Source organism: Pseudomonas protegens (assembly GCF_003363755.1).
GTDB lineage: Bacteria > Pseudomonadota > Gammaproteobacteria > Pseudomonadales > Pseudomonadaceae > Aquipseudomonas > Aquipseudomonas danubii.
The window spans coordinates 5,591,339-5,615,913 of sequence record NZ_CP031396.1 but is presented as its reverse complement, the minus strand read 5'-3'; the positions used below and the strand labels follow the sequence as shown (position 1 = coordinate 5,615,913).

The 24,575-nt window shown below is 63.0% G+C and carries 17 protein-coding genes; 11 read left to right on the top strand and 6 right to left on the bottom strand.

Features of this window, described 5'->3' with window-relative positions; genetic code table 11:
* Window positions 1-185 precede the first annotated feature (185 nt).
* Window positions 186-950 carry a GntR family transcriptional regulator gene (locus DWF74_RS25495; RefSeq protein WP_025128787.1) on the bottom strand — a complete coding sequence of 255 codons (765 nt, stop codon included), beginning with the start codon at window positions 948-950 and terminating at the stop codon, window positions 186-188.
* A 318-nt stretch (window positions 951-1,268) separates the two neighbouring features.
* Between DWF74_RS25495 and DWF74_RS25490 the strand changes: the two genes are divergently transcribed.
* Window positions 1,269-2,459, top strand: a complete 1,191-nt coding sequence (locus DWF74_RS25490; protein ID WP_102863833.1) for a benzoate/H(+) symporter BenE family transporter — start codon at window positions 1,269-1,271, stop codon at window positions 2,457-2,459.
* A 193-nt stretch (window positions 2,460-2,652) separates the two neighbouring features.
* On the opposite strand, the gene DWF74_RS25485 is transcribed toward DWF74_RS25490, so the two are convergent.
* Complete coding sequence (locus DWF74_RS25485; RefSeq protein ID WP_102863834.1) at window positions 2,653-2,997, bottom strand: YggL family protein; 345 nt, start codon at window positions 2,995-2,997, stop codon at window positions 2,653-2,655.
* 234 nt (window positions 2,998-3,231) lie between these two features.
* On the opposite strand from DWF74_RS25485, the gene dacB reads away from it, so the two are divergent.
* Window positions 3,232-4,692, top strand: coding sequence for a D-alanyl-D-alanine carboxypeptidase/D-alanyl-D-alanine endopeptidase (gene dacB / locus DWF74_RS25480; RefSeq protein WP_102863835.1), 1,461 nt, complete (start codon window positions 3,232-3,234; stop codon window positions 4,690-4,692).
* Window positions 4,693-4,737: 45 nt separating this feature from the next.
* Here dacB and DWF74_RS25475 read toward each other — a convergent pair whose 3' ends face one another.
* Together DWF74_RS25475 and rlmKL are read right to left on the bottom strand one after the other, a co-directional pair.
* Complete coding sequence (locus DWF74_RS25475; RefSeq protein WP_115581939.1) at window positions 4,738-7,137, bottom strand: sensor domain-containing diguanylate cyclase; 2,400 nt, start codon at window positions 7,135-7,137, stop codon at window positions 4,738-4,740.
* Window positions 7,138-7,273: 136 nt separating this feature from the next.
* Window positions 7,274-9,538, bottom strand: a complete 2,265-nt coding sequence (gene rlmKL, locus DWF74_RS25470; protein WP_102863837.1) for a bifunctional 23S rRNA (guanine(2069)-N(7))-methyltransferase RlmK/23S rRNA (guanine(2445)-N(2))-methyltransferase RlmL — start codon at window positions 9,536-9,538, stop codon at window positions 7,274-7,276.
* A gap of 546 nt (window positions 9,539-10,084) precedes the next feature.
* On the opposite strand from rlmKL, the gene rmf reads away from it, so the two are divergent.
* On the top strand, window positions 10,085-10,300 hold the full coding sequence (gene rmf, locus DWF74_RS25460) for a ribosome modulation factor (RefSeq protein WP_016965693.1): 216 nt from the start codon (window positions 10,085-10,087) through the stop codon (window positions 10,298-10,300).
* Between the two features lie 131 nt (window positions 10,301-10,431).
* Here the strand turns inward: rmf and DWF74_RS25455 are convergent, their stop codons facing one another.
* Complete coding sequence (locus tag DWF74_RS25455) at window positions 10,432-11,454, bottom strand: quinone-dependent dihydroorotate dehydrogenase (RefSeq protein ID WP_102863838.1); 1,023 nt, start codon at window positions 11,452-11,454, stop codon at window positions 10,432-10,434.
* Between the two features lie 229 nt (window positions 11,455-11,683).
* On the opposite strand from DWF74_RS25455, the gene DWF74_RS25450 reads away from it, so the two are divergent.
* From DWF74_RS25450 to cobA, 8 genes are all read left to right on the top strand, one after another.
* Complete coding sequence (locus tag DWF74_RS25450; RefSeq protein ID WP_115581938.1) at window positions 11,684-12,895, top strand: CmpA/NrtA family ABC transporter substrate-binding protein; 1,212 nt, start codon at window positions 11,684-11,686, stop codon at window positions 12,893-12,895.
* Between the two features lie 15 nt (window positions 12,896-12,910).
* A complete protein-coding gene (locus DWF74_RS25445) occupies window positions 12,911-13,486 on the top strand; it encodes an ANTAR domain-containing response regulator (RefSeq protein WP_102863840.1) in 576 nt (191 codons plus the stop codon).
* Between the two features lie 342 nt (window positions 13,487-13,828).
* Window positions 13,829-15,040 (top strand): nitrate/nitrite transporter, encoded by a 1,212-nt coding sequence (locus tag DWF74_RS25440; RefSeq protein WP_102878976.1) that lies wholly within the window; start codon window positions 13,829-13,831, stop codon window positions 15,038-15,040.
* Window positions 15,041-15,047: 7 nt separating this feature from the next.
* Window positions 15,048-16,718: a bifunctional protein-serine/threonine kinase/phosphatase gene (locus tag DWF74_RS25435; RefSeq protein ID WP_115581937.1), complete on the top strand. Its 1,671-nt coding sequence runs from the start codon at window positions 15,048-15,050 to the stop codon at window positions 16,716-16,718.
* A gap of 521 nt (window positions 16,719-17,239) precedes the next feature.
* Window positions 17,240-19,693, top strand: coding sequence for a nitrite reductase large subunit NirB (gene nirB, locus DWF74_RS25430; protein ID WP_115581936.1), 2,454 nt, complete (start codon window positions 17,240-17,242; stop codon window positions 19,691-19,693).
* Window positions 19,690-20,007 carry a nitrite reductase small subunit NirD gene (nirD, locus tag DWF74_RS25425; RefSeq protein WP_102863844.1) on the top strand — a complete coding sequence of 106 codons (318 nt, stop codon included), beginning with the start codon at window positions 19,690-19,692 and terminating at the stop codon, window positions 20,005-20,007. The genes nirB and nirD overlap by 4 nt, the downstream gene beginning before the upstream one ends.
* Window positions 20,007-22,727: a nitrate reductase gene (locus tag DWF74_RS25420; protein WP_115581935.1), complete on the top strand. Its 2,721-nt coding sequence runs from the start codon at window positions 20,007-20,009 to the stop codon at window positions 22,725-22,727. Before nirD ends, DWF74_RS25420 begins: the two co-directional genes overlap by 1 nt.
* Window positions 22,728-22,736: 9 nt before the next feature.
* Window positions 22,737-23,477: a uroporphyrinogen-III C-methyltransferase gene (gene cobA / locus DWF74_RS25415; RefSeq protein ID WP_115581934.1), complete on the top strand. Its 741-nt coding sequence runs from the start codon at window positions 22,737-22,739 to the stop codon at window positions 23,475-23,477.
* A 77-nt stretch (window positions 23,478-23,554) separates the two neighbouring features.
* Here the strand turns inward: cobA and DWF74_RS25410 are convergent, their stop codons facing one another.
* Complete coding sequence (locus DWF74_RS25410) at window positions 23,555-24,532, bottom strand: OmpA family protein (protein WP_025128772.1); 978 nt, start codon at window positions 24,530-24,532, stop codon at window positions 23,555-23,557.
* Between the last annotated feature and the right edge of the window lie 43 nt (window positions 24,533-24,575).

Here is a 24,575-nt window from a genome sequence, read left to right as displayed (position 1 = left end):
CGCGGGCTCCTTTCGCAGGACCAGAGGCGCACAGATTGCCGGCCGTGAGCCTCGAAGCAGGCACTGTATACAATCTTAATTAAAATTTAAAACAATCTTCCTGATCAGCAGGCAGACCCGCCGCCAAACAAAAATCCCCCGCTGCATAGGGCTACGCAGCGAGGGATTTTCAGTCTGATCGAAGCTTACAGCTTGGCCGTCGGCCGCCCCGGCTTCTTGGTCTGCAGCAGGTGCGAGAACACCGCATGCAGGTCATCCGAGGCGCTTTCCTCGTCGAGGTTGAGCTTGCTGTCGATGTGATCCATGTGATGCATCATCAGGTTCACCGCCAGCTCGCCGTCCCGGGCCTCGATGGCGTCGATCAGTTGGGTGTGCTCATCGTAGGAGCAGTGGGAGCGGTTGCCGCTTTCATACTGGGCAATGATCAGCGACGTCTGGGACACCAGGCTGCGCTGGAAGCTGATCAGCGGTGCATTCTTCGCAGCTTCCGCCAGCTTCAGGTGAAACTCCCCGGACAGGCGGATACCGGCACCACGATCGCCTCGGGAAAAGCTGTCGCGCTCCTCGTTGACCATCTGCCGCAACTCCAGCAGCTGTTCGGCGGTGGCATGCTGGACCGCCAGCTCGGTAATGGCTCGCTCCACCAGACGCCGGGCGAGAAAGACCTGACGGGCTTCCTCGACGCTCGGACTGGCAACCACCGCCCCCCGATTGGGCCGCAACAGGACTACGCCTTCATGGGCCAGCCGCGACAATGCACGACGGATGATGGTCCGACTGACTCCGAATATTTCCCCAAGCGCCTCTTCACTCAACTTGGTGCCGGGCGCCAGGCGCTGCTCGAGGATGGCCTCAAAGATGTGCGCGTAGACAATATCGTCCTGGGTTCCGCTGCGACCGGCTTTGCCTGCTCGCGGTTGTTTCTTGAGAGGTTGCAACTGTTCGTTCATGGGCACTCGGGTCGGGAGGACTGCGGCGATTTCGGCGTGACTTTAATACGCCACGGTGGGTCGCTGGCAAGTATCGCGTTAAAACAGGGGCACATTGTACACAACCGCTGGGGATCACTAGCAAAAAGTGTTATCGGCCCCACCACTTATTCAACGACTGTACGGCTATTTGTAGTCACGGCTGTATTGCAATGCAAAGTTGCTTTTAAGTTTAGGCTTGAACCTTGAACCCTATTACCGGCTCGTTGCTTGCGCAGGCTGCAAGCAGCGTTCGCCGGGTATGGGTTTTGCGTCTTTCAAGAACAAGGAACAGCAGTAATGTCCGATGCCACCCCCGCGCAATTACGCCCCCTCGCGGACACTTCGCCCTCCGCCATCGTTGCCGGCTTCATCGCCATGATGACCGGCTACACCAGTTCACTGGTGCTGATGTTCCAGGCTGGACAAGCCGCCGGCCTGACCAGCGGTCAGATCTCCTCTTGGATCTGGGCCATCTCCATTGGCATGGCGGTGTGCAGCATCGGCCTGTCTCTGCGCTATCGCACCCCCATCACCATCGCCTGGTCCACACCCGGCGCTGCCCTGCTGATCACCAGCCTGTCGGGGGTGACCTATGGCGAAGCCATTGGCGCCTACATCACTTGCGCAGTCCTGGTGACCATTTGCGGACTCACCGGCAGCTTCGAGCGCCTGGTGAAAAAGATCCCGGCATCCCTGGCAGCCGCCTTGCTGGCGGGAATCCTGTTCAAGATCGGCAGTGAAATCTTTGTGGCGGCCCAACACCGCACCGGTCTGGTACTGGGGATGTTCCTTACCTACCTGGTGGTCAAGCGCCTGTCGCCACGTTATGCCGTTCTCGCGGCCCTGCTGATCGGCACTGCACTGTCCGGGCTGATGGGCTTGCTGGACTTCAGTGGCTTCCACCTGGAAGTGGCGACGCCGGTCTGGACCACGCCGCACTTTTCCCTGGCGGCCACCATCAGCATCGGTATTCCACTGTTCGTGGTCGCCATGACCTCGCAGAACATGCCCGGGATCGCGGTGCTGCGCGCCGACGGCTACAACGTCCCGGCCTCGCCACTGATCACCGCCACCGGGCTGGCTTCGTTGCTGCTGGCGCCGTTTGGTTCCCACGGCATCAACCTGGCGGCGATCAGCGCTGCGATCTGCACCGGCCCCCACGCCCACGAAGATCGCAGCAAGCGTTACACCGCCGCAGTGTGGTGCGGGGTTTTCTATGGCATCGCCGGGGTCTTCGGCGCCACCCTAGCTGCGCTGTTCGCGGCCTTGCCCAAGGAACTGGTGCTGTCCATCGCCGCCCTGGCACTGTTCGGCTCGATCATCAACGGCTTGAGCATCGCCATGAGTGAAGTGAAAGAGCGAGAAGCGGCGCTGATCACCTTTATGGTGACGGCCTCGGGGCTGACGCTGTTTTCCATTGGCTCGGCGTTCTGGGGAATTGTCGCTGGGGTCGTGACCTTGATGATTCTGAATGGGCGCAATGCCTGAAGAACTTCGCCGGCCTACCTGTTCCTACCCAAGGCAGCACCCACTGTAGGGGCCGACTTGCCGGCAAACGGCGCCCACGAGCATCTCCCGGGCAAGCCCGCACAGAGACAAGGAACACAAGGGGAAATTCGAAAGGCCACCCAGGGAGGGCAGCAACGCATGAGCGGCCCGGACGGGCCGCTCACACATGACATCACGCGACTGGGTTGATCGCGTTGTCCGGGTACCAGACGTCCAGCAGCGGGCTGACTTCAACGCTGGTCAGCTCGGTACGGCCTTTGAGCCAGGCTTCAACAGCTGCACGCTGTGCTTCGCTGACGGAACCGCGCTTGCTCAGGCAAACCAGACCGAAGTCATCGCCGCCAACATAGCCCAGACCGTTGGCTTCCATCGCTTCTTTGAGGAACGCGTCGAGGAAAGCGTCAATAGCTTCTTCAGCCAGATCTTCTTTGAAATCCAGGTTCAGCTCAAAACCCAGCTCCTGAAATTCATCTACGCAGAGTTTTTTGCGCAGACGGCGGGAACGGTTAGTGGCCATGGAACAATCCTCATAAGTAATAACGGGCGGCACTTTACCAGTTTAGGCGGGCGATTGCCTGACTCTATGAGGATGCGGGACCGCCATTGGTAAAAAAAATACCGCCACGGCGGCCCGTGGCACGGCACAAGCCGCTATACCTTGGGGCATAATGCCGACACTTTCATGATCACTGAGGGATTTTATCTGCATGCCCTCGCCTTTTTTCCCCTCGACTGCAGGGTTCCACTTCATATGATCAAATCGTTGCGTCCTCTGTTGCTTGCCAGTGTTTTTCTTCCCCTGGCATTTCCTGTCTCTGCGGCTCCGGTCAACACCACCCTGACCCCCAAGGTTCAACAAGCCCTCAAAGCCAGCAAGCTCCCGAACAACGCCCTGTCGCTGGTGATGATTCCCCTGAACGGCCCTGGCACGCCGACGGTTTTCAACGCCGATGTCTCGGTCAACCCGGCCTCCACCATGAAGCTGGTGACCACCTACGCGGCCCTGGAAATGCTTGGCCCGACCCACCAGTGGAAGACCGAGTTCTACACCGATGGCACCCTCAGCGGTGGCATTCTCAACGGCAATCTCTATCTCAAGGGCGGCGGCGATCCCAAGCTGAACATGGAGAAGCTCTGGCTGCTGATGCGTGACCTGCGGGCCAATGGCGTGCAGCAAGTCACCGGCGACCTGGTACTGGACCGCAACTACTTCGTGCAACCGCAGTTGCCTGAGTTCAATGACGACGGCAACGACGAGAACAAGCCGTTCCTGGTCAAGCCCGACGCGCTGATGGTCAACCTCAAGGCCCTGCGCTTCGTCGCCCGCAATGACTCCGGCCGGGTGCTGGTGTCGGTAGAGCCGCCGATTGCCAAGATCCGCATCGACAATCAGGTCAAGGCAGTCAACACCAAGCAGTGCACCGGCGACGTTCGCTACAACCCCGTGCCCCAGGCCGATGGCAGCGTGATCGTCACCGTTGGCGGCCAGTTGGGTGATGGCTGCAGTTCCCAGACCTACCTGTCGCTGCTGGACCACGCCACCTACACCGCCGGTGCGGTGCGGGCGATCTGGAGCGAACTGGGCGGCAGCATCCAGGGCAAGGACCGCCTCGCGGTAGTACCCAAGGATGCCAAGGTCCTGGCCCGTGCCTTCTCTCCGGACCTCGCGGAGGTCATCCGCGACATCAACAAATACAGCAACAACACCATGGCCCAGCAGCTGTTCCTGAGCCTGGGCGCCAAGTACCGCAATGAAGCCGACGGCGATGACGCCAAGGCGGCCCAGCGTGTGGTGCGCCAGTGGCTGGCGAAAAAAGGCATCACCGCGCCGCATCTGGTAATGGAAAACGGCTCCGGCCTGTCCCGTGCCGAACGGGTCAGCGCCCGGGAACTGGCCGGCCTGCTGCAAGCGGCCTGGAAGAGCCCCTACGCCGCCGAGTTCATCAGCTCCATGCCGATTGCCGGCATGGACGGCACCATGCGCAAGCGCCTGAAACGCACCGCCATGTCCGGTGAGGCCCACATCAAGACCGGCACCCTGAACACCGTGCGCGCCATCGCCGGCTATAGCCGCGATGACAACGGCAACACCTGGGCGGTGGTGGCGATCCTCAACGATCCGCGCCCCTTCGGCGCCTCTTCGGTGCTGGATCAGGTGCTGCTGGATCTGTATCGCCAGCCAAAACTGGCCACCAGCGCATCCGTTCTCTAACTCGCTGTTGCGACAGTGGCGGACCCGCTCCGCCGCTGTCAGCGATCAGGGCAGCTCTGGCTGGACTCGATCGCGTCCGGCCTGCTTGGCGGCATAGACCCCGGAGTCGGCCCGCAACAACAAACCGTCCGCCCCCTCGCCTTCGCGCCAGCTGGCAATGCCGAAACTGGCGGTGACACTGCCCACCGGCTCGATCGGCGAACTGCGCAGTCCCTGCCACAGTTCCTGAGCCAGGATCAGCGCCTGCTGGGCGTTGGTGCCCGGACACAGCACCATGAACTCCTCGCCGCCGAGACGGCAGAACACATCGGTACGCCGCAGACGCCCACCAATGCGGACACAGAGCCCCCGCAATACCTGATCCCCGACGCCGTGTCCGTACTGGTCGTTGATCCGCTTGAAATGATCGATATCCAGCATGATCACCGCCATCTCGCCTCCAACACGCTCAAGACGCTGCATTTCGCTCTGCAACTGCTCCTGGAAATAGCGCCGGTTGTGAATGCCGGTCAGGGAGTCAGTCACTGACAACGCACGCAACTCTTCCTCGACCCGCTTGAGGTCGGAAATGTCCGAGATATAGCCGTGCCAGAGCACGCCGCCGCCCTGCAGGCTTTCCGGGGTCGCCGCGCCACGCATCCAGCGCAGCCCCCGTTGCGGCAGGCAGACCCGATACTCCTCGCGCCACGGACTGAGCTGCTTGGCGGAAACCTGGATCGACTTGCGCACCCGCTGCACATCCTCAGGATGGATACGCTCGAACACTGCCTCGGCATCCTCCTGCAACACTTGCGGCTCGATCTCGTAGATTTCGCGTATGCCATCGCTGGCATAGGTGAAGCTCGCGTGTCCCTCGGCATCCAGCTTGAACTGGTAGATCCCTCCGGGAACATGGGCACTGAGCCTTTTCAACAGGCGGTCCCGGGCCGCCAGGGCCTCGTGCACCCGCTTGCGCTCGGTGATGTCGATACAGATGGCCAGGTGGCCGATCCACAGCCCCTGATCATCCAGCACCGGGGTCGCCAGCATGTTCACTTGCAGGTGGCTGCCGTCACGCCTGACCAGCGTCCACTCTCGCGCCTCATGGCCACCGGCCAGGCCTTCTTCCACCAGCATGGCCCGGGACACTGGAATGGCCTTGCCATAGCGCTGGGTAAGGCTCTGAGCCCAGCTTTCCAGCTCCCGGGGCAGGTGCAGGCTTTCCAGGGTCAGGTGGCCTACCGCTTCACTGCTGCTGTAGCCGAGCATCTGCTCGGCCCCGGCATTGAAGGTACTGATGACACCACGCAGGTCCGTGGCGATGATCGCCACCTGGGTCGCGGCATTGAGCACGCAGCGCAACTGACTGTGAGTGCCGCGCAATTCCTGCTCGCGACTGCGCAGCTCCCCCGTGCGTTGCTCCACCAGGGCCAAGGCCCGTTGCCGCTGACTCACCAGCACATAGAGCAAGGCGCTGAGCAGCAGACTGAGCAAGCCACCGAGAATCACCAGGCTGCTCAGGGAAGATTGGTTGGCATGCAGGAACGCCGCGCTGGGGCGGATATCAACCTGATAATCCCGGTCCGCCAGGCGCAACAGACGGCTGGCCGTCAGGTGACTGGCGATCGGCGGGTTGTTCGATTCATAGAGCACCTCGTGCTGGCCCTCGGTGGACAGATCGAGAATGCGCACCGACAAATTGTCGCTGGCCGGCACTGGCAAGCCGTCCGCCACCAGTTGCCGCAGGCTGATCACCGCCAGCACATAACCGTAAGGCCTGGCCTCGGGCAAGGGGCTGTCCTGGGGGCGCCTGACCGGCGCCGCCAGCAGCACGCCCCGGGCATAGGCCGGGTCCACGGCAACCAGGTGCAAAGGCGGCGAAACCGCCAGGCCGTTGAGCTCCCTGGCCCGCTCCAGAGTAGCCCGGCGCTGAGGCTGGGCCAGCAAGTCGTGCCCCAGGGGCGACCCCAGAGGGCTTTGCGTCTGGCTGTACAGAATCGGCGCAAAGTCTTCTTGCTCACCGGCGGGCTCCATCTGGCCGCTGGCGTTCAATTGCAGGATGGTGAACCCCGCCACCCCCTGATCCCGCACCGCCTGTTCGAACGCCGGCCGCTGGGCACGACTCACCAGAGGCGCCCAGGCATAGGCCTGAGTGTGGCGCAGCAGAGGCTTGGCGTAACCATCGAAGTCCTGGCGGGTCACCAGGTCGGAATTGACAAAGAAACGCCGCAGACCGTCCAGGCGTTGCTCCTGGTCTTGAAAGCGCTCTTCGATACGGCTGTAGCGTTCACTGGCGAGCAATTGGAAGCGCTGGCGCAGTTGCTGTTTGTTCGAGTTGTAAGTGGACCAGGCCAGCAGCCCGGTGAGAATGCCGCCCGCAAGCAACACCAGCACAGCCACTAGCCAGGCAGAGACTTCTTCACTAATGAAACCCAGGATCTTCGGGCGTACCACATGCAACGGCATAAGTAGAACTCATCACGCCAGCGAGTTTGGGTGTCATCCGGACTTGGTGTGAGTTATAGCTATTAGCCACTAATTTGACCAGCGCTAAACAGCCCCCAAAGCCCGAAAAAACGGGCGTCGGGGACTTATCCGGCCATCAGCGGGCGCTGATTTTCCAAGCACGGTGAATTTTGCTGTTACGGGCAAAATCCGGGTCGATGGTTTTCGCCGTGATCTCCTCGACCTGATAGCGCGCGGCGAGGTTCTCGTCCAACTGGAACTTGCGGAAGTTGTTGGAGAAGTAGAGCACGCCACCCGGCGCCAGACGGGCCATGGCCAGGTCCAGCAACTGCACCTGGTCACGCTGCACGTCGAACACCCCTTCCATGCGCTTGGAGTTGGAGAAGGTCGGCGGGTCGATGAAGATCAGGTCGAACTCGTCACGGCAACTGTCCAGCCAGGCCATCACATCACCCTGCTCCAGACGGTTCTTGTCGGAGAAACCGTTGAGGGAGAAGTTGCGTCGCGCCCAGTCCAGGTAGGTTTTCGACAAGTCGACGCTGGTCGTGCTGCGGGCTCCACCCTTGGCCGCGTGCACACTGGCGGTGGCGGTGTAGCAGAACAGGTTGAGGAAACGCTTGCCAGCAGCCTCTTTCTGGATGCGCATGCGCATCGGCCGATGGTCGAGGAACAGCCCGGTGTCCAGGTAGTCGGTCAGGTTCACCAGCAGCTTGACCCCGCCTTCGCGAACTTCGGTGAACTGGCCCTGGGCGCTCTGGCGCTCGTATTGCTTGGTGCCGCTCTGGCGCTCGCGACGCTTGATCACCACCCGGCTCTTATCCACGTTCAGTGCCTGGGGAATCGCTGCCAGGGCATCGAACAGACGCGCCTGGGCCTTCTCCGGGTCCACCGACTTGGGCGCCGCGTATTCCTGGACGTGCACCCAATCTTGGTACAGGTCGATGGCCAGGGAGTATTCCGGCATGTCCGCGTCATAGACCCGATAGCACTCGACACCTTCGCGCTTGGCCCATTTGCCCAGCAGCTTGAGGTTCTTTTGCAGGCGGTTGGCAAACATCTGCCCGCCCTCGCTCAGACGGGCCTGCTCGACCACCGGCGCCGGCGCAGGAGCCGGCTTGATCGGGTTGCCATTCTTGTTGTACTGGCGCACCGGCGGCTCGTCTGCAGCGGCCTGGGCCTGCTCGCGTTCCACCTGGCGCTGCTCGGCGGTGCGTCGCTCACCGGTGACGAACTGGTCCGGCAGCACCTTGATCAGCAGCAGCTTGCACGGCAAGGCGCCGTTCCAGAACGAGTACTGCTTGTGGCTGCGAATGCCCATGCGCTTGCCCAGGTCCGGGGCGCCGGTGAACACCGCCGCTTCCCAGTTCAGGCAGGCCTGACGCAGGCGCTCGCCGAGGTTCTGGTAGAGGTACAGCAGGCTGGCTTCGTCACCCAGACGCTCGCCGTAGGGCGGGTTGCAGATCACCAGGCCCTTCTGGTTCTGGTCCGGACGCGGTTCAAAAGTCCCCACTTCGCCCTGGTAGATCTTGATCCAGTCGCTCAAGCCCGCGCGCTCGACGTTGTTGCGACCCGGCTGGATCAATCGTGGATCGGCCTCGTAGCCGCGAATCCACAGCGGTGGCTTGGCCAGTCCGGCCTGGGCCCGAGCCTGTGCTTCATCGTGCAGCTTGCGCCACAACGCCGGCACATGGCCGAGCCAGGCGGTAAAGCCCCACTGCTCACGCTTGAGGTTGGGAGCGATGTCCGCGGCAATCATCGCCGCTTCCACCAGGAAGGTGCCGACACCGCACATCGGGTCGGCCAGGGCCCCGCCGTCTGCGGCGATGCGCGGCCAGCCGGAACGGATCAGGATCGCGGCCGCCAGGTTTTCCTTGAGCGGCGCGGCGCCTTGCTGCAGGCGATAGCCGCGCTGGTGCAGGCTGTGGCCGGACAGGTCCAGGGACAGGATGGCTTCGCCGCGATCCAGGCGCAGGTGGATGCGCAGGTCCGGATTGAGCTTGTCCACCGAAGGACGCTCGCCGGTGGGTGTGCGCAGTTTGTCGACAATGGCGTCCTTGACCTTCAGGGCACCAAAGTGGGTGTTGTCGATGCCCGAACCGTGGCCGCTGAACTCCACCGCCAGGGTGCCATCGGCCAGCATGTGGTCCTGCCAGTCGACGTCGAGCACGCCGTGGTAGAGGTCCTCGGCGTCCTTCATTGGAAAGCGCTTGAGGACAAGCAGCACCCGGTTGGCCAGGCGCGACCACAGACACAGCCGATAGGCCGTCTCCATGTCGGCCATGCCGCGCACGGCAGAGGTGTGCTCACGTGCTTGCTCAAGGCCAAGCCCGACGGCTTCCTCGATCAGCAGGCCTTCAAGGCCTTTGGGGCAGGTGAGGAAGAGTTCGTAACGATCCGACATGGGAGTACCAGGGCCTTTAGCAATAAGTGAACGGACAACGCATCGCCCGTTCGGTTTTCAATCAAGCGCTTTTCTTCAAGAGCGCTCGTGTGGCACGAAACTGTGCCGTCCCACCCCGGCAGACAGGCTTTCTTGCAGGGCAAAAAAGCTTAGAGGCCGGGACAGATAAAAAAGTCAGGGCAACAAAATGACATAAGTCGACCCTTCGTCGAATAGTAGTTGAGTGCAACCGTTCGACATTCTCACTAAAGCATTAACCTCATCATCTAGTGAGAGGCTGATCACAGCGGGCTTTGCCTGGCAAACAAGCTAAAAAACCCGTCCCGGCTTATGGCCTGGACAGCATTATCGTTACGTCCTTATGACAAAACGATCATTCACTTGCTGTGACCTATTGGTTAGAACTCAACACAGGTTGACGCCGCAATGGCGTCAACATCAAGGCTCGCCACGCCGGCAGCGAGCACCAACGGCAGAGACAATCTGCCCGACCTCAGAAGAAGGTCGACGGGACATAAGACAGTCAACAAGTGAGGGAAACACCCTATGAGAAGACTAAAGCGTGATCCGTTGGAAAGAGCATTTTTACGCGGATATCAGTATGGCGTTAATGGCAAGTCCCGTGAGCTTTGCCCATTTACTCTACCGTCGGTACGCCAAGCCTGGATTAACGGCTGGCGAGAAGGACGCGGCGACAACTGGGACGGTATGACTGGCACTGCGGGCATCCACAGACTCAACGAACTTCGCGCTGTCGGCTGATCAGGGCACATTCCGACACCTACAACTTGAATAGATGACGACTTAACCACGCACGCCCCATCCGGGCGGCGGGCTTCGGCCCAGGGGCTCCTTCGAGGAGCCCTTTTTTATGGCCGCGCTGGCGCCCGTTCTTATCGGCCCATGGCCGCGATGGCATCCACCGACTCGCGAATCAACGCCGGCCCCTTATAGATGAAGCCCGAATACAGCTGCACCAGGCTGGCGCCCGCGGCGATCTTCTCAGCCGCGTGCTTGCCTTCCGTGATGCCGCCCACGGCAATGATCGGCAAGCGACCGGCCAGTTCAGCGGCCAGGACCTTGACAGTGTGGGTGCTCTTGTCGCGCACCGGCGCGCCGGACAAGCCGCCTGCCTCATCGCCGTGCTCCATACCTTCGACGCCTTCGCGACTCAAGGTGGTGTTGGTGGCGATCACCGCGTCCATGCCGGTTTCCAGCAAGGCCCGAGCCACTTCAACGGTTTCCTCATCGCTCATGTCCGGCGCGATCTTGATCGCCAGGGGCACGCGTTTGCCATGAATGCTCGCCAGCTCCTGCTGACGCTGGCTCAGAGCCGACAGCAGCTGCTTGAGGGACTCGCCAAACTGCAGGCTGCGCAAGCCCGGGGTATTGGGCGAGCTGACATTGACCGTGACATAACTGGCATGGGCATAGACCTTGTCCAGGCAGATCAGGTAGTCGTCCACCGCCCGCTCCACCGGGGTGTCGAAGTTCTTGCCGATATTGATCCCCAGCACGCCCTTGTATTGGGAGGCGGCCACACGCGCCAGCAGATTATCGACCCCCAGGTTGTTGAAGCCCATGCGGTTGATGATGGCTTCGGCCTGAGGCAGGCGGAAGATCCGCGGCTTGGGGTTGCCCGGCTGCGGACGCGGAGTTACGGTGCCGATCTCGACAAAGCCGAAGCCCAGTTGAGCGAAGCCATCGATGGCGGCGCCGTTCTTGTCCAGACCGGCAGCCAGGCCCACCGGGTTCGGAAACTCCAGGCCCATGACCTGCACCGGCAACTGCGCCGGCGCCTTGCACAACAGACCGTTAAGGCCCAAACGCCCGCCCGCACCGATCAGGTCCAGGGACAGATCGTGGGAGGTTTCCGGGGAGAGTTTGAACAACAGCTGGCGGGCCAGGGTATACATGGGCGGGATGAACTCGGTTGGCGGCGAAATAAGGCGCCGATTATAGCCGCGCCCAGGGCTTGCAGGCGAGGCGCAGAATGAAATCCCCGACAATGGCATATGCCTTGCACCCACTTGCTCATCAGACCTGGGCCAATGGCGGCCCAGGTTCAAGGACAACGGCGTCGTCACCCACACAGGCTTTGCCTGGCCAGTGGGTACGACGCTTTTTTATGCAAGGTGCCAAGCCATGACTGAACACCCCAACTGCGCACTGGCCTGGGTCAACGGCAGCGATGCCCCGGAAAAGTCCGCCATCAACCTGGGCTTCATGGCCCTGACCGATTGCGCCTCGGTGGTGGTCGCCGCCACCCAGGGCTTTGCCCAGCCCTACGGCCTGACCCTGAACCTCAAGCGCCAGAGTTCCTGGGCCGGGCTGCGGGACAAGCTGGTGACTGGTGAACTGGACGCTGCCCACAGCCTGTACGGCCTGATCTACGCCGTGCACCTGGGCATCGGCGGGACCCATCCCTGCGACATGGCGGTGCTCATGGGCCTGAACCAGAATGGCCAAAGCATCAACCTGTCCCGGGAACTGCAAGCCCTCAAAGTGACCAGCCCTGAAGCATTGGACCACCATGTGCACCAAAGCCGGGCACGACTGACCTTCGCCCAGACCTTCCCCACCGGGACTCACGCCATGTGGTTGTACTACTGGCTGGCCAGCCAGGGCATCCACCCGCTGCGGGACGTCGACAGCGTGGTGGTGCCGCCGCCGCAGATGGTGGCTCACCTGCAGGCCGGGCGCATCGACGGGTTCTGCGTCGGCGAACCCTGGAGCGCCAGTGCAGTGCAGCAGGATCAGGGCTTCACCCTGGCCACCAGCCAGGCAATCTGGCCGGACCACCCGGAAAAAGTCCTCGGCTGCACCCGCGCCTTCGTCGAGCAATACCCCAACACCGCCCGGGTCCTGGTCATGACGATCCTCGAGGCCAGCCGCTTTATCGAACAAAGTCCGGAAAACCGCCGCAGCACCGCCCAGTTGCTGAGCGCCGCCGATTACCTGAATGCACCGCTGGACTGCATCAAGCCGCGGTTGCTGGGGGCTTACGCCGACGGCCTGGGCAATCGCTGGCAGGACCCCCACGCGCTGCGCTTTCACCACCATGGCGCCGTCAACCTGCCCTACCTATCCGACGGCATGTGGTTCATGACCCAGTTCCGGCGCTGGGGCCTGCTGCGGGAAGACCCGGACTACCTGGGCGTCGCTCGCCACGTGCAGCAGCTTGAACTCTATCGCGAAGCCGCCAGCGCGCTGGGCATCACCACCTCGGGCCCGGACATGCGCAGCAGCCAGTTGATCGATGGCAAGGTGTGGGACGGCTCTGAGCCTGCCGCCTATGCCCGCAGCTTCCGCCTGCATGCCCTCAACGACAGCCCTGCCCTTGCCGCCCAGCGCTGACCGGAGTCCGCGAACATGCTGCGTATCCTGCTGATCAACGACACCGCAAAAAAAGTCGGAAGGCTCAAGGCCGCCCTCAGCGAAGCCGGCTTCGAGGTGATTGACGAATCCGGCCTGACCATCGACCTGCCGGGCCGCGTCGAAACGGTGCGCCCGGACGTGATCCTGATCGATACCGAGTCACCCAGCCGTGATGTGATGGAGCAAGTGGTGCTGGTCAGCCGCGATCAACCCCGGCCCATCGTGATGTTCACCGATGAACACGATCCGGGGGTGATGCGCCAGGCGATCAAGTCCGGGGTCAGCGCCTACATCGTCGAGGGCATCCAGGTCCAGCGCCTGCAACCGATCCTCGACGTGGCCATGGCGCGCTTTGAAAGCGACCAGGCCCTGCGCGCGCAACTCCAGGCCCGGGACCAGCAACTGGCCGAGCGCAAGCGCATCGAGCTGGCCAAGGGCCTGTTGATGAAGATGAAGGACTGCGACGAAGAACAGGCCTACACCCTGATGCGCCGTCAGGCCATGGGCAAGCAGCAGAAGCTGATCCAGGTCGCGGAACAGATCATCGCCATGCAGGAACTGCTGGGCTGACCTGCGCCCCGGAGGAGCCGGCTTGCCGGCGAATAGGCCTCTGAACCTTGTGCCAGTCTTGAGGGCGCCTTCGCTGGCAAGCCAGCTCCTACAGCGAGCCTGCCCATGCCAGCCAACATGGCCGCCGGTTGGCTCGGCTCTTGCTATCAAATCCGCAACGGTAACCAACGGCGGTTGCCCCACCTACGACAAAGACGTCGCGCACCCTGCTCGCCACAACGAGCCGGGTGCCGACGTTTTTTCGTTTTGGCCCCACTGACCGGGGTCGGTGGCGCGGCCGTGGCGGCGCTCCACCTGCAAGCTCATGACGACTCCAACGACTCTTATCAGCTGAGGTGCGCGATGAATTCAAGCTTCTGGAAATCCGGCCACACCCCGACCCTGTTCGCAGCCTTTCTGTATTTCGACCTGAGCTTCATGGTCTGGTACCTGCTGGGCCCCCTGGCGGTGCAGATTGCTGCCGACCTGCACCTGAGCCCCCAGCAACGCGGGCTGATGGTGGCCACACCGATCCTCGCCGGCGCAGTGCTGCGCTTCATCATGGGCCTGCTGGCCGATCGCCTGTCGCCCAAGACCGCCGGCCTGATCGGCCAGGTGATTGTCATCGGCGCGCTGTTCGGCGCCTGGAAGCTGGGCATCCACAGCTATGAGCAAGCCTTGCTACTGGGGGTATTCCTCGGCATGGCCGGCGCCTCCTTCGCTGTGGCCCTGCCCCTGGCCTCCCAATGGTATCCGCCGCAACACCAGGGCAAGGCCATGGGCATCGCCGGTGCCGGCAACTCCGGCACGGTGTTCGCCGCGCTGCTTGCTCCGGTGCTGGCAGCGGCTTTCGGCTGGAGCAATGTCTTCGGCTTCGCCCTGATCCCGCTGCTCCTGACACTGGTGCTGTTCGCCTGGCTGGCGAAGAACGCCCCCGAGCGGCCACGGGCCAAATCCATGGGCGACTACTTCAAGGCCCTGGGGGACCGCGACAGCTGGTGGTTCATGTTCTTCTACAGCGTGACCTTTGGCGGTTTCATCGGCCTGGCCAGCGCCCTGCCCGGCTATTTCAACGACCAGTACGGCCTGAGCCCGGTGACTGCCGGCTACTACACCGCCGCCTGTGTCTTCGGCGGCAGCCTGATGCGCCCTCTGGGCGGCGCCCTGGCGGACCGTTTCGGCGGTATCCGCACTTTGCTGGCGATGTACAGCGTGGCGGTGGTCTGCATCGCCGCCGTGGGATTCAACCTGCCCAGTTCCTACGCTGCCCTGGCCCTGTTCGTCTGCACCATGCTGGGCCTCGGCGCCGGCAATGGCGCGGTGTTCCAGCTGGTACCGCAACGCTTTCGTCGGGAAATCGGGGTCATGACCGGGCTGATCGGCATGGCCGGCGGCATCGGCGGTTTCGCCCTGGCGGCAGGCATGGGCGCGATCAAGCAGAGCACCGGCAGCTATCAACTGGCACTGTGGCTGTTCGCCAGTCTCGGGGTCCTGGCCTGGTTCGGCCTGCACGGGGTCAAGCGCCGCTGGAGAACCACCTGGGGCTCCGCCGCCGTGACTGCGGCACGGGTCTGAGCGCGCCATGGGCCTGCAACTGAGCCATGCCGAGGCCAGCGCCACCGGACCGCGGGCGGAAAATCAGGACGCCTTGCGCCGGGTCACCCCGGCGCCGGATCTGGCGGCGAGCAAGGGCCTGCTGTTCGCCATCGCCGATGGCGTCAGTCAGTGTGCCGACGGCGGCCTGGCAGCGCGTTCGAGCCTGCAGGCCCTGGCCCTGGATTACTACGCCACCCCGGAAACCTGGGCCGTGGCCCAGGCCCTGGAACGCCTGCTGAGCGCCCAGAACCGCTGGCTCCAGGCCAACGGCGGCGGCCAGCCCCTGCTCACCACCCTCAGCGCCCTGGTACTGCGGGGCCGGCGCTTTACCCTGGCCCATGTCGGCGACTGCCGGGTCTACCGTTGGCACCAACAGCAGTTGCAACGCATCAGCGAGGACCATGTCTGGGACCAGCCGGGCATGCAGCATGTGCTCAAGCGCGCCCTGGGCCTGGACCAGCATCTGGTACTGGACTTCCTCGATGGCGAACTGCGCCAGGGCGAAAGCTTCCTGATGCTCAGCGACGGGGTCTGGGCCACCCTGGGCGACAGCGCCATCGCCGCCATTCTGCGGGACCAGCCCGACCTGGACAGCGCGACACAGACCCTGGTCAAAGCAGCGCACCTGGCCGGTAGTCAGGACAATGCCAGCGCGCTGCTGGTGCGGGTCGACGCGCTTGGCGAAAGCAGCCTCGGCGATGCCCTGCTGCACTTGCAACAATGGCCCCTGCCGCCGTTGCTGAAACCCGGGCAACGCTTCGAAGGCTGGCAGGTGGAGAACCTGGTCAGCCAGAGCCAGCAATCGCTGCTATACCGCGTGCGTGATGAACAGCACCAGGCCTGGCTGCTGAAAACCCTGCCGGCAGCCCTGCACAACGACCTGGCGGCCTGCCAGGGGCTGCTGTCCGAGGAATGGCTGCTGCGCCGCGTTGCCGGGCGGTATTTCCCCCAGGTGCACGGTGGCACTGCGCGCCAGCACCTGTATTACCTGATGCGCGAATACCCCGGTCGCACCCTGCAACAGCTGTTTCGCTACAACGGCCCCCTGCCCCTGGACCAGTGGCAGTCCCTGGCCGAGCGCCTGCTGCGGGCCATTGGCCTGCTGCACCGCCGGCAGATTCTGCACCGCGACATCAAGCCGGACAACCTGCTGCTGGGAGACGATGGCGAACTGCGGATTCTGGATTTCGGCCTGGCCTACTGCCCGGGCTTGTCGGCGGACCTGGCGCACCTGCTGCCCGGCACCCCGAGCTATATCGCCCCGGAAGCCTTCGCCGGCGAACCTCCCAGCCCGCAACAGGATCTCTATGCGGTGGGTGTCAGCCTGTATTACCTGCTGACCGGGCACTACCCCCATGGCGAGATCGAAGCCTTCCAGCGCCCGCGCTTCACCGCTGCTGTTCCCCCCAGCCGCTACCGCCCGGATCTGCCGCAATGGCTGGAGCAAAGCCTGGAACGCGGGGTCTGTGCCGACCCGGCCCAGCGCTATGAAACCGCCGAAGAATGGCTGTTGGTGCTGGAACAGGGTGAACGCCGCAGCCTGAGCCTGCGGCCGCGCCCCCTGCTGGAACGGGAGCCGCTGAAGGTCTGGCGCGGCCTGGCCCTGCTCGCCCTGCTAGTCAACCTGATATTGCTGCTGGCACTGCTGCATCGCTGAAGCCAACAGGTGGCGAGCACAGCCGTTCAATCTCCCGATAACCTCCAGCCACTTCAGCGCCACCTACGCCTCCTGCGGAGCCGTTCGCAGCCTGCGGCAGCGGCTACAACCCCCTTCGGCATTGGCAACAGGTGTAGCCGCTGTCGAGCCATAGCGAGGCTGCGAAACGCTCCGCAGGACCTTGCTTGGCGATCCCCCCAGGCCATTCATCGCCCCCAGCAGCCGCCGCAAAGAGCCGAAAGAGGGCGTGACGCCTCGATTCGGTGCAACAGCCGAACTCGGCCAGGGCAGAATTTTCACCGGAGCCCCATAAAACCGCGCCCTCGGCAACTTGGCACAAGCGCTGCATGAGAGCGGACAACAGACATAAAGCCCGGCCTTCAACGACGAAGGCAGGCTTCCCGAGAGAACGGGATCGGACAAAGGCGTCCTCGTCAGGCCACTGACGGGACGCCTTTTTTGTTTGCGCGCAGTTTTTCGAGCCAGGCCGCACTGAACCTGCCTGAGCTCCGGAGAAGCCCATGAAAAGACTCAAACTGGTAATGATCGGCAACGGCATGGCCGGGGTCCGCACCCTGGAAGAGTTGCTCAAACTGAGCGACGAGCTGTACGACATCACCGTGTTCGGTGCCGAACCCCACACCAACTACAACCGCATCCTGCTCTCGCCGGTGCTGGCCGGTGAACAGACGTTCGAGGACATCGTCCTCAACGACCTGGACTGGTACCTGAACCACAACATCAAGCTGCTGCTCAATCGCAAAGTGGTGGAAATCGACCGGATCAAGCGCCGGGTGATCGCCGAGGACGGCAGCGAAGCCGAGTACGACCGCCTGCTGATCGCCACCGGCTCCACCCCCTTTATCCTGCCGATTCCCGGCAAGGACCTGCAGGGGGTGATCGGCTATCGCGACATTGCCGACACCCAGGCGATGATCGACACGGCCAAGACCCACACGCATGCGGTGGTGATCGGCGGCGGCCTGCTGGGCCTGGAAGCCGCCAACGGCCTCAAGCTGCGGGGCATGGACGTGACCGTGGTGCATATCGGCGAATGGCTGCTGGAACGGCAGCTGGACCAGACCAGCGGCCAGTTGCTGCAAGGCGCCCTGGAAAGCCGTGGCCTGAAGTTTCGCCTGTGCGAACAGACCCAGGCCCTGATCGATGCCGGCAATGGCCGGGTCGGCTCGGTGCAGTTCAAGAATGGCGAGATCATCCCCGCCGACCTGGTGGTGATGGCCGCCGGCATCCGCCCCAACACCGAGCTGGCGGAACGGGCCGGCCTGCACTGCAACCGTGGGATTCTGGTCAACGACACCCTGCAAACCTTCGACCCGCGTATCTACGCCATTGGTGAGTGCGCCAGTCACCGCGGTATCGCCTACGGCCTGGTGGCGCCGCTGTTCGAACAGGCCAAGGTCTGCGCCAATCACCTGGCCCAACTGGGCTTTGCCCGCTACCAAGGCTCAGTGACCTCGACCAAGTTGAAGGTCACGGGCATCGATCTGTTTTCCGCCGGGGATTTCATGGGCGGCGACGGCACCGAGACCATCACCCTCTCCGACCCCATTGGCGGGGTGTACAAGAAGCTGGTGATCAAGGACGACATACTGGTGGGCGCCTGCCTGTACGGCGATACGGCGGACGGCGGCTGGTACTTCCGGCAGATCCGCGAACAGCACGGCATTGGCGAAATCCGCGATCACTTGATGTTCGGCGAGCAGGCCCTCGGGGATGTCGGCCACCAGGGCCAGGACAAGGCCATGAGCATGGCCGACAGCGCCGAAGTCTGCGGCTGCAACGGCGTGTGCAAGGGCACCATCGTCAAGGCCATCCAGGAACAGGGGCTGTTCAGCGTCGACGAGGTCAAGAAGCACACCAAGGCCGCCAGTTCCTGCGGCTCCTGTGCCGGACTGGTGGAGCAGATCCTGATCAACACCGTGGGCGGCGCGGCGGACGTCAAACCAAAAAGCGAAAAAGCCATCTGCGCCTGCAGCGACCTGAACCACGGGCAGATCCGCCAGGCCATTCGCGACCAGCATCTGCTGACCGTCGCCGGCACCATGAGCTACCTCAACTGGCGTACCCCCAACGGTTGCGCCACTTGCCGCCCGGCGCTGAACTACTACCTGATCTCCACCTGGCCGGGAGAAGCCAAGGACGATCCGCAATCGCGGCTGATCAACGAGCGGGCCCACGCCAATATCCAGAAGGATGGGACCTACTCGGTGGTGCCGCGGATGTGGGGGGGCGTGACCAATCCGTCCGAGCTGCGACGCATCGCCGATGTCGCCGACAAGTACCAGGTGCCCATGGTCAAGGTCACCGGCGGCCAGCGCATCGACCTGCTGGGCATCCGCAAGGAAGACTTGCCCGGAGTCTGGAAAGACCTGGACATGCCGTCCGGCCACGCCTATGGCAAATCCATCCGCACCGTGAAGACCTGTGTCGGCAGCGAGTTCTGCCGTTTCGGCACGCAGAACTCCACCCAGCTGGGAATCGAACTGGAACACGACCTGTTCAACATGTGGTCGCCGCACAAGGTCAAGCTGGCGGTCTCCGGTTGCCCGCGCAACTGCTCGGAAGCGGGGATCAAGGACGTAGGCATCATCGGCGTCGATTCGGGCTGGGAGATGTACATCGGCGGCAACGGCGGGATCAAGACCGAGGTGGCAGAGTTTTTCGTCAAGCTCAAGACTGCCGAAGAAGTCCGCGAATACAACGGCGCCTTCCTCCAGCTGTACCGCGAAGAGGCCTTCTACCTCGAACGCACGGTGCACTACCTGCAACGGGTCGGCCTGGAGCACGTGAAAAAGGCCCTGCTGGAAGACCCGCAACGGCGCAAGGCGCTGAACGAGCGCCTGCAGTTCTCCCTGTCCTTCGAGCAAGACCCGTGGCAGCAGCGCCTGGCCGAGCCGCAGCTGAAAAAAGAGTACGAGTCGATCCCCGTGAAACAACTGGAGGTGCCGGCATGAACTGGCTGGATATCTGCGCCCTGGAAGAGATCAATGCCCTGGGCTCGCGCATCATCAAGGGCCCCAAGGGCGATATCGCGATTTTTCGTACCAGCGACGATCAGGTCTTTGCCCTCGACGATCGTTGTCCGCACAAGGGCGGCCCCCTGTCCCAGGGATTGATCTACGGCAAGCGCGTGGCCTGCCCGCTGCACAACTGGCAGATCGACCTGGAATCCGGCGAAGCCCAGGCCCCGGACACCGGCTGCGCCCATCACCATCCGGCGCGGGTGGCAAGTGGCCGGGTGCAGTTGGCCCTGCGGGATGCCGGCTGATGACGCCGCAGAGCACGGCCTCGACCTGTTGCTACTGCGGGGTCGGCTGCGGTGTGCTGATCGAGCATGACGGCCGGCAGATCCTCGGGGTCAGCGGCGATCCGGCGCACCCGGCCAACTTCGGCAAGCTGTGCAGCAAGGGCGCCAGCCTGCATTTGACCGGCGACCGCAACGCCCGCGCCCTGTACCCGGAACTGCGCCTGGGCAAGGACCTGGCTCGCAGCCGCTGCGACTGGGACAGCGCCCTGGAGCATGCCGCCGGGGTGTTCGCCCAGACCATCGCCGAGCATGGCCCGGACAGCGTGGCGTTCTATGTCTCCGGGCAACTGCTGACCGAGGACTACTACGCCTTCAACAAGCTGGCCCGGGCCCTGGTGGGCACCAACAATATCGACAGCAATTCCCGGCTGTGCATGTCCTCGGCGGTGGTGGGCTACAAGCGCAGCCTGGGGGCCGATGCGCCGCCTTGCAGTTATGAGGACCTGGAGCACAGCGATTGCGTGGTGATCGTCGGCAGTAACATGGCCTACGCCCATCCCGTGCTGTTTCGGCGCCTGGAACACGCGAAAAGCCAGCGTCCGGACATGAAAGTCATCGTCATCGACCCGCGTCGTACTGACACCTGCGATCTGGCCGACCTGCATCTGGCGATCCTCCCCGGCACCGATGTCGCACTGTTCCACGGGATTCTCCACCTGTTGCTGTGGGAGGACTGGGTCAATCGTGACTTCATCCGCGAACACACCGAGGGCCTGGCCGAGCTGAAGGTGCTGGTCCGCGACTACCCCCCGGCGATGGTGGCGCAACTCTGTGGTATCAGCCTTGAGCAACTGCAGCTGTGCGCCCAATGGATAGGGACGGCGCCCAGTTTCCTGTCGTTGTGGTGCATGGGCTTGAATCAGTCCAGCGCCGGCAGCGCAAAAAACAGTGCGCTGATCAATCTGCACCTGGCCACCGGGCAAATCGGCCGAAAGGGTGCGGGGCCCTTCTCCCTCACCGGTCAGCCCAATGCCATGGGCGGGCGCGAAACCGGCAGTCTGAGCAACCTGCTCCCCGGGCACCGGGAAGCTGCCGATCCCCAACATCGCGCTGAGGTCGCCGCTTATTGGGGGGTGGAACAGGTGCCAGCCAGCCCCGGACTGACCGCTATCGAGTTGTTTGAACAGCTGCAAAGCGGTCGCATCAAGGCCTTGTGGATCGCCTGTACCAACCCGGCGCAGTCGCTGCCGGACCAGAACGCGGTGCGTGCGGCCCTGCAGCACTGCCCGTTCGTGGTCCTGCAAGAAGCCTTCGCCACCACGGAAACCGCGGCCTTTGCCGACCTGCTGCTACCTGCCGCCAGTTGGGGCGAGAAGGAAGGCACGGTGACCAACTCGGAACGGCGGGTTTCTCATGTGCGTCAGGCGGTAATCGCACCCGGTGAGGCACGGCCTGATTGGGCCATTACCGTGGATTTCGCCCAACGTCTGGAGCGACGCCTGCGGCCCGGGCTGCCGAGCCTGTTCGACTTCGACTCCCCAGCCCAGCTGTTCGATGAGTACAAAGGCCTGACCCAGGACCGCGATCTGGACCTGTCCGGCCTCAGTCACCAGTTGATCGACCGTCTCGGCCCACAGCAGTGGCCCTTCCCCAGCGGCGCGACACAGGGCACGCCGCGCTTGTATGGGGATGGGCGTTTTCCCACCGCCACTGGCCGTGCGCACTTTGTCTGCGACCCTTACCTGCCCGCCAAGGAACAGCGCGATGCCCGCTTTCCCCTGACCCTGATCACCGGTCGGCTGCGGGACCAATGGCACGGCATGAGCCGCACCGGCACCGCGGCGCAGCTGTTCGGCCATGTCAGCGAAGCACTGCTGAGCCTGCATCCGGATGAACTGCGGCGCCAGCGGCTACGGGAGGGAGATCTGGTCAACCTGAAAAGCCGCCGTGGCAGTGTGATCGTCGCCGTCAGCAGCGATGACAGCGTGCGTCCCGGCCAGGCCTTTGTGCCGATGCACTGGGGGGATCGCTTCCTCAAGGGCGGGATCAACGTCGTCACTCAGCCGGCCTTTGACCCTCTGTCCAAACAGCCGGAACTCAAACACAGCGGCGTGCGCCTGGAGCCGGTGCAACTGCCATGGCAATTGTTTGCCCTGATCGAAGGCGACGTGCAGGCGCACTTCAGGGCTCTGCGCCCCCTGTGCGAAGCCTTTGCCTATGTCAGCCTGAGCCTGACCGGTCGCGAACGTCCGGCCCTGGTGATTCGGGCCGCTCACCAGGAAGCACCGCCGCCGGCATTGCTCAAGCTCATCGATCAGCACTTGGGGCTCGAAACTGGGCCGGTGCTGGCCTATGACGATCCGCGTCGGGCCATCGGCAAGCGGGTGCGCATCGAACAAGGGCGGATCACCGCGATTCGCCTGGCCGGCGAAACCCTGGCCCAGCACTGGCTGCAGGAACTGTGGCTCGAGGGGCGCGCCGATGAGCAACTACGACGCTGGTTGCTGGCACCGATGAGCAGTCCGCCGGGGGCCAGCGGCCTGGGCGGGGAACGGGAGCGGACCCTGTGTAACTGCAAGAACGTCAGCTACCGGGCGGTCTGTGCCGGTATCGCTGAAGGCCTGAATCTCGACCAACTGAAACAACAACTGGGTTGCGGTAGCCAATGTGGCTCCTGCGTGCCGGAGATCAAGCGCCTGCTGGCGGCTCCGGTGCAACCTGTCGCCGCCATCCCTGTGTGAGGAAAACGTATGAGCGCAAAAGTCTGGCTGGTAGGTGCAGGGCCTGGAGACCCCGAGCTGTTGACCCTCAGGGCCGTACGCGCCCTTGGCGAAGCCGATGTGGTGTTGATCGATGATCTGGTGAACAGCGCGGTGCTGGACCATTGCCCCACAGCGCGGGTCATCCCGGTGGGCAAGCGCGGTGGCTGTCGCTCCACGCCCCAGGCCTTCATTCATCGCCTGATGCTGCGCTATGCCCGGCAAGGGCGCTGCGTGGTGCGCCTCAAGGGTGGCGATCCATGCATTTTCGGGCGAGGTGGCGAGGAAGCTCAGTGGCTGAAGGAGCGTGGGATCGAGGTGGAGTTGGTCAATGGCATCACCGCGGGGCTGGCGGGTGCAACGCGTTGTGATATTCCCCTGACCCTGCGAGGCGTGGCTCGGGGCGTGACCCTGGTGACCGCCCACACTCAAGATGACAGCAGCCTGAACTGGCAGGCTCTGGCTCAAAGCGGTACGACCCTGGTGATCTACATGGGGGTGGCGAAGCTGGCGGAGATTGCCGGGCACTTGCGTGACGGCGGTCTGGCAGCCGATACGCCGGTGGCGATGATTGAAAATGCCTCGCTGCCTGAACAGCGGGAATGCCGCAGCGATCTGGCGGGGATGGAGCGCGATGCCCTGCGCTTCGAGTTGAAGAGCCCGGCGATCCTGGTGATCGGTGCAGTGGCGGCCACTGAGTCCGCTGTCCAAGCCTCTGCGTGCCAAGCCTGAGCGCGCCTCTGGGCCAGGTAAATCGCAGACAAAGAAAAACCCGGCCTAGGCCGGGTTTTTCCAAGCTACAAGGCTAATTACTTAGCTTGAGCTTCAACCGATGCTTCTACGCGACGGTTAACTGCGCGACCAGCTTCAGTTGCGTTGTCGGCAACTGGGCGGGACTCACCGTAACCAACGGATTGAACGCGGTTAGCGCCAACGCCGTACTGGTTGACCAGAACTTGTTTAACGGCGTTTGCACGACGCTCAGACAGCTTCTGGTTGTAAGCGTCAGGACCGACGGAGTCAGTGTGACCTTCAACAACGGTGGTGGTCTGTGGGTACTGATTCATGAAATCAGCCAGGTTCTTGATGTCAGCGTAGCTGTTAGGCTTAACGACCGACTTGTCGAAGTCGAACTTAACGTCCAGCTCAACACGAACAACTTCAGCAACTGGAGCTTCTGGAGCTGGCTCAGGAGCTGGAGCTGGAGCAACTGGAGCTGGAGCGACTTTGCCGCCGCTGCCACCGAAGTTCACACCCAGGCCGATAGTAGGAGCGTAGTCCCACTTGCCGTTGTCCAGCTTGTAGTCAGCTTCAACGCCGGCACGGGCGAACAGGTTGTCGGTGAAGTAGTACTTAACACCAGCGCCTGCAGTCAGGAAAGTCGACTGGTCGCGGCCGCTGTGACCGTCAGCGATCACGTTGGTCATGCTCTTGTGAGCAACACCGCCGGAAACGTATGGACGCAGAGCGTCACCCACGGTACCAAAGTGGTACTGAGCGTTCAGGCCGAAGTTGTCGCCTTTGATTTTCTGGTTACCAGTACCGTCGTTAGAACGGGTGTGGTTGGTCTTGTCGTAGGTGGCGTTCAACGACAGATCGTCGGTCAGGAAGTAACCGATCGATGCGCCTGGGTTGAAGCCGTCTTCAACGTGATTAACGCTGTCGTTGTACTGTTTTTTGTAAAACAGTTCACCCTCGACCGCGCCTTGGCCTTGCGCCAGAACGCCGAACGAAGTCACGGCAACAATAGAACCAATGGCAATGCCCAAGGTGTTTTTCAGTTTCATCCGTTAAATCCCCATCTGGTGATTGTAAAGCAGTCCCACATAC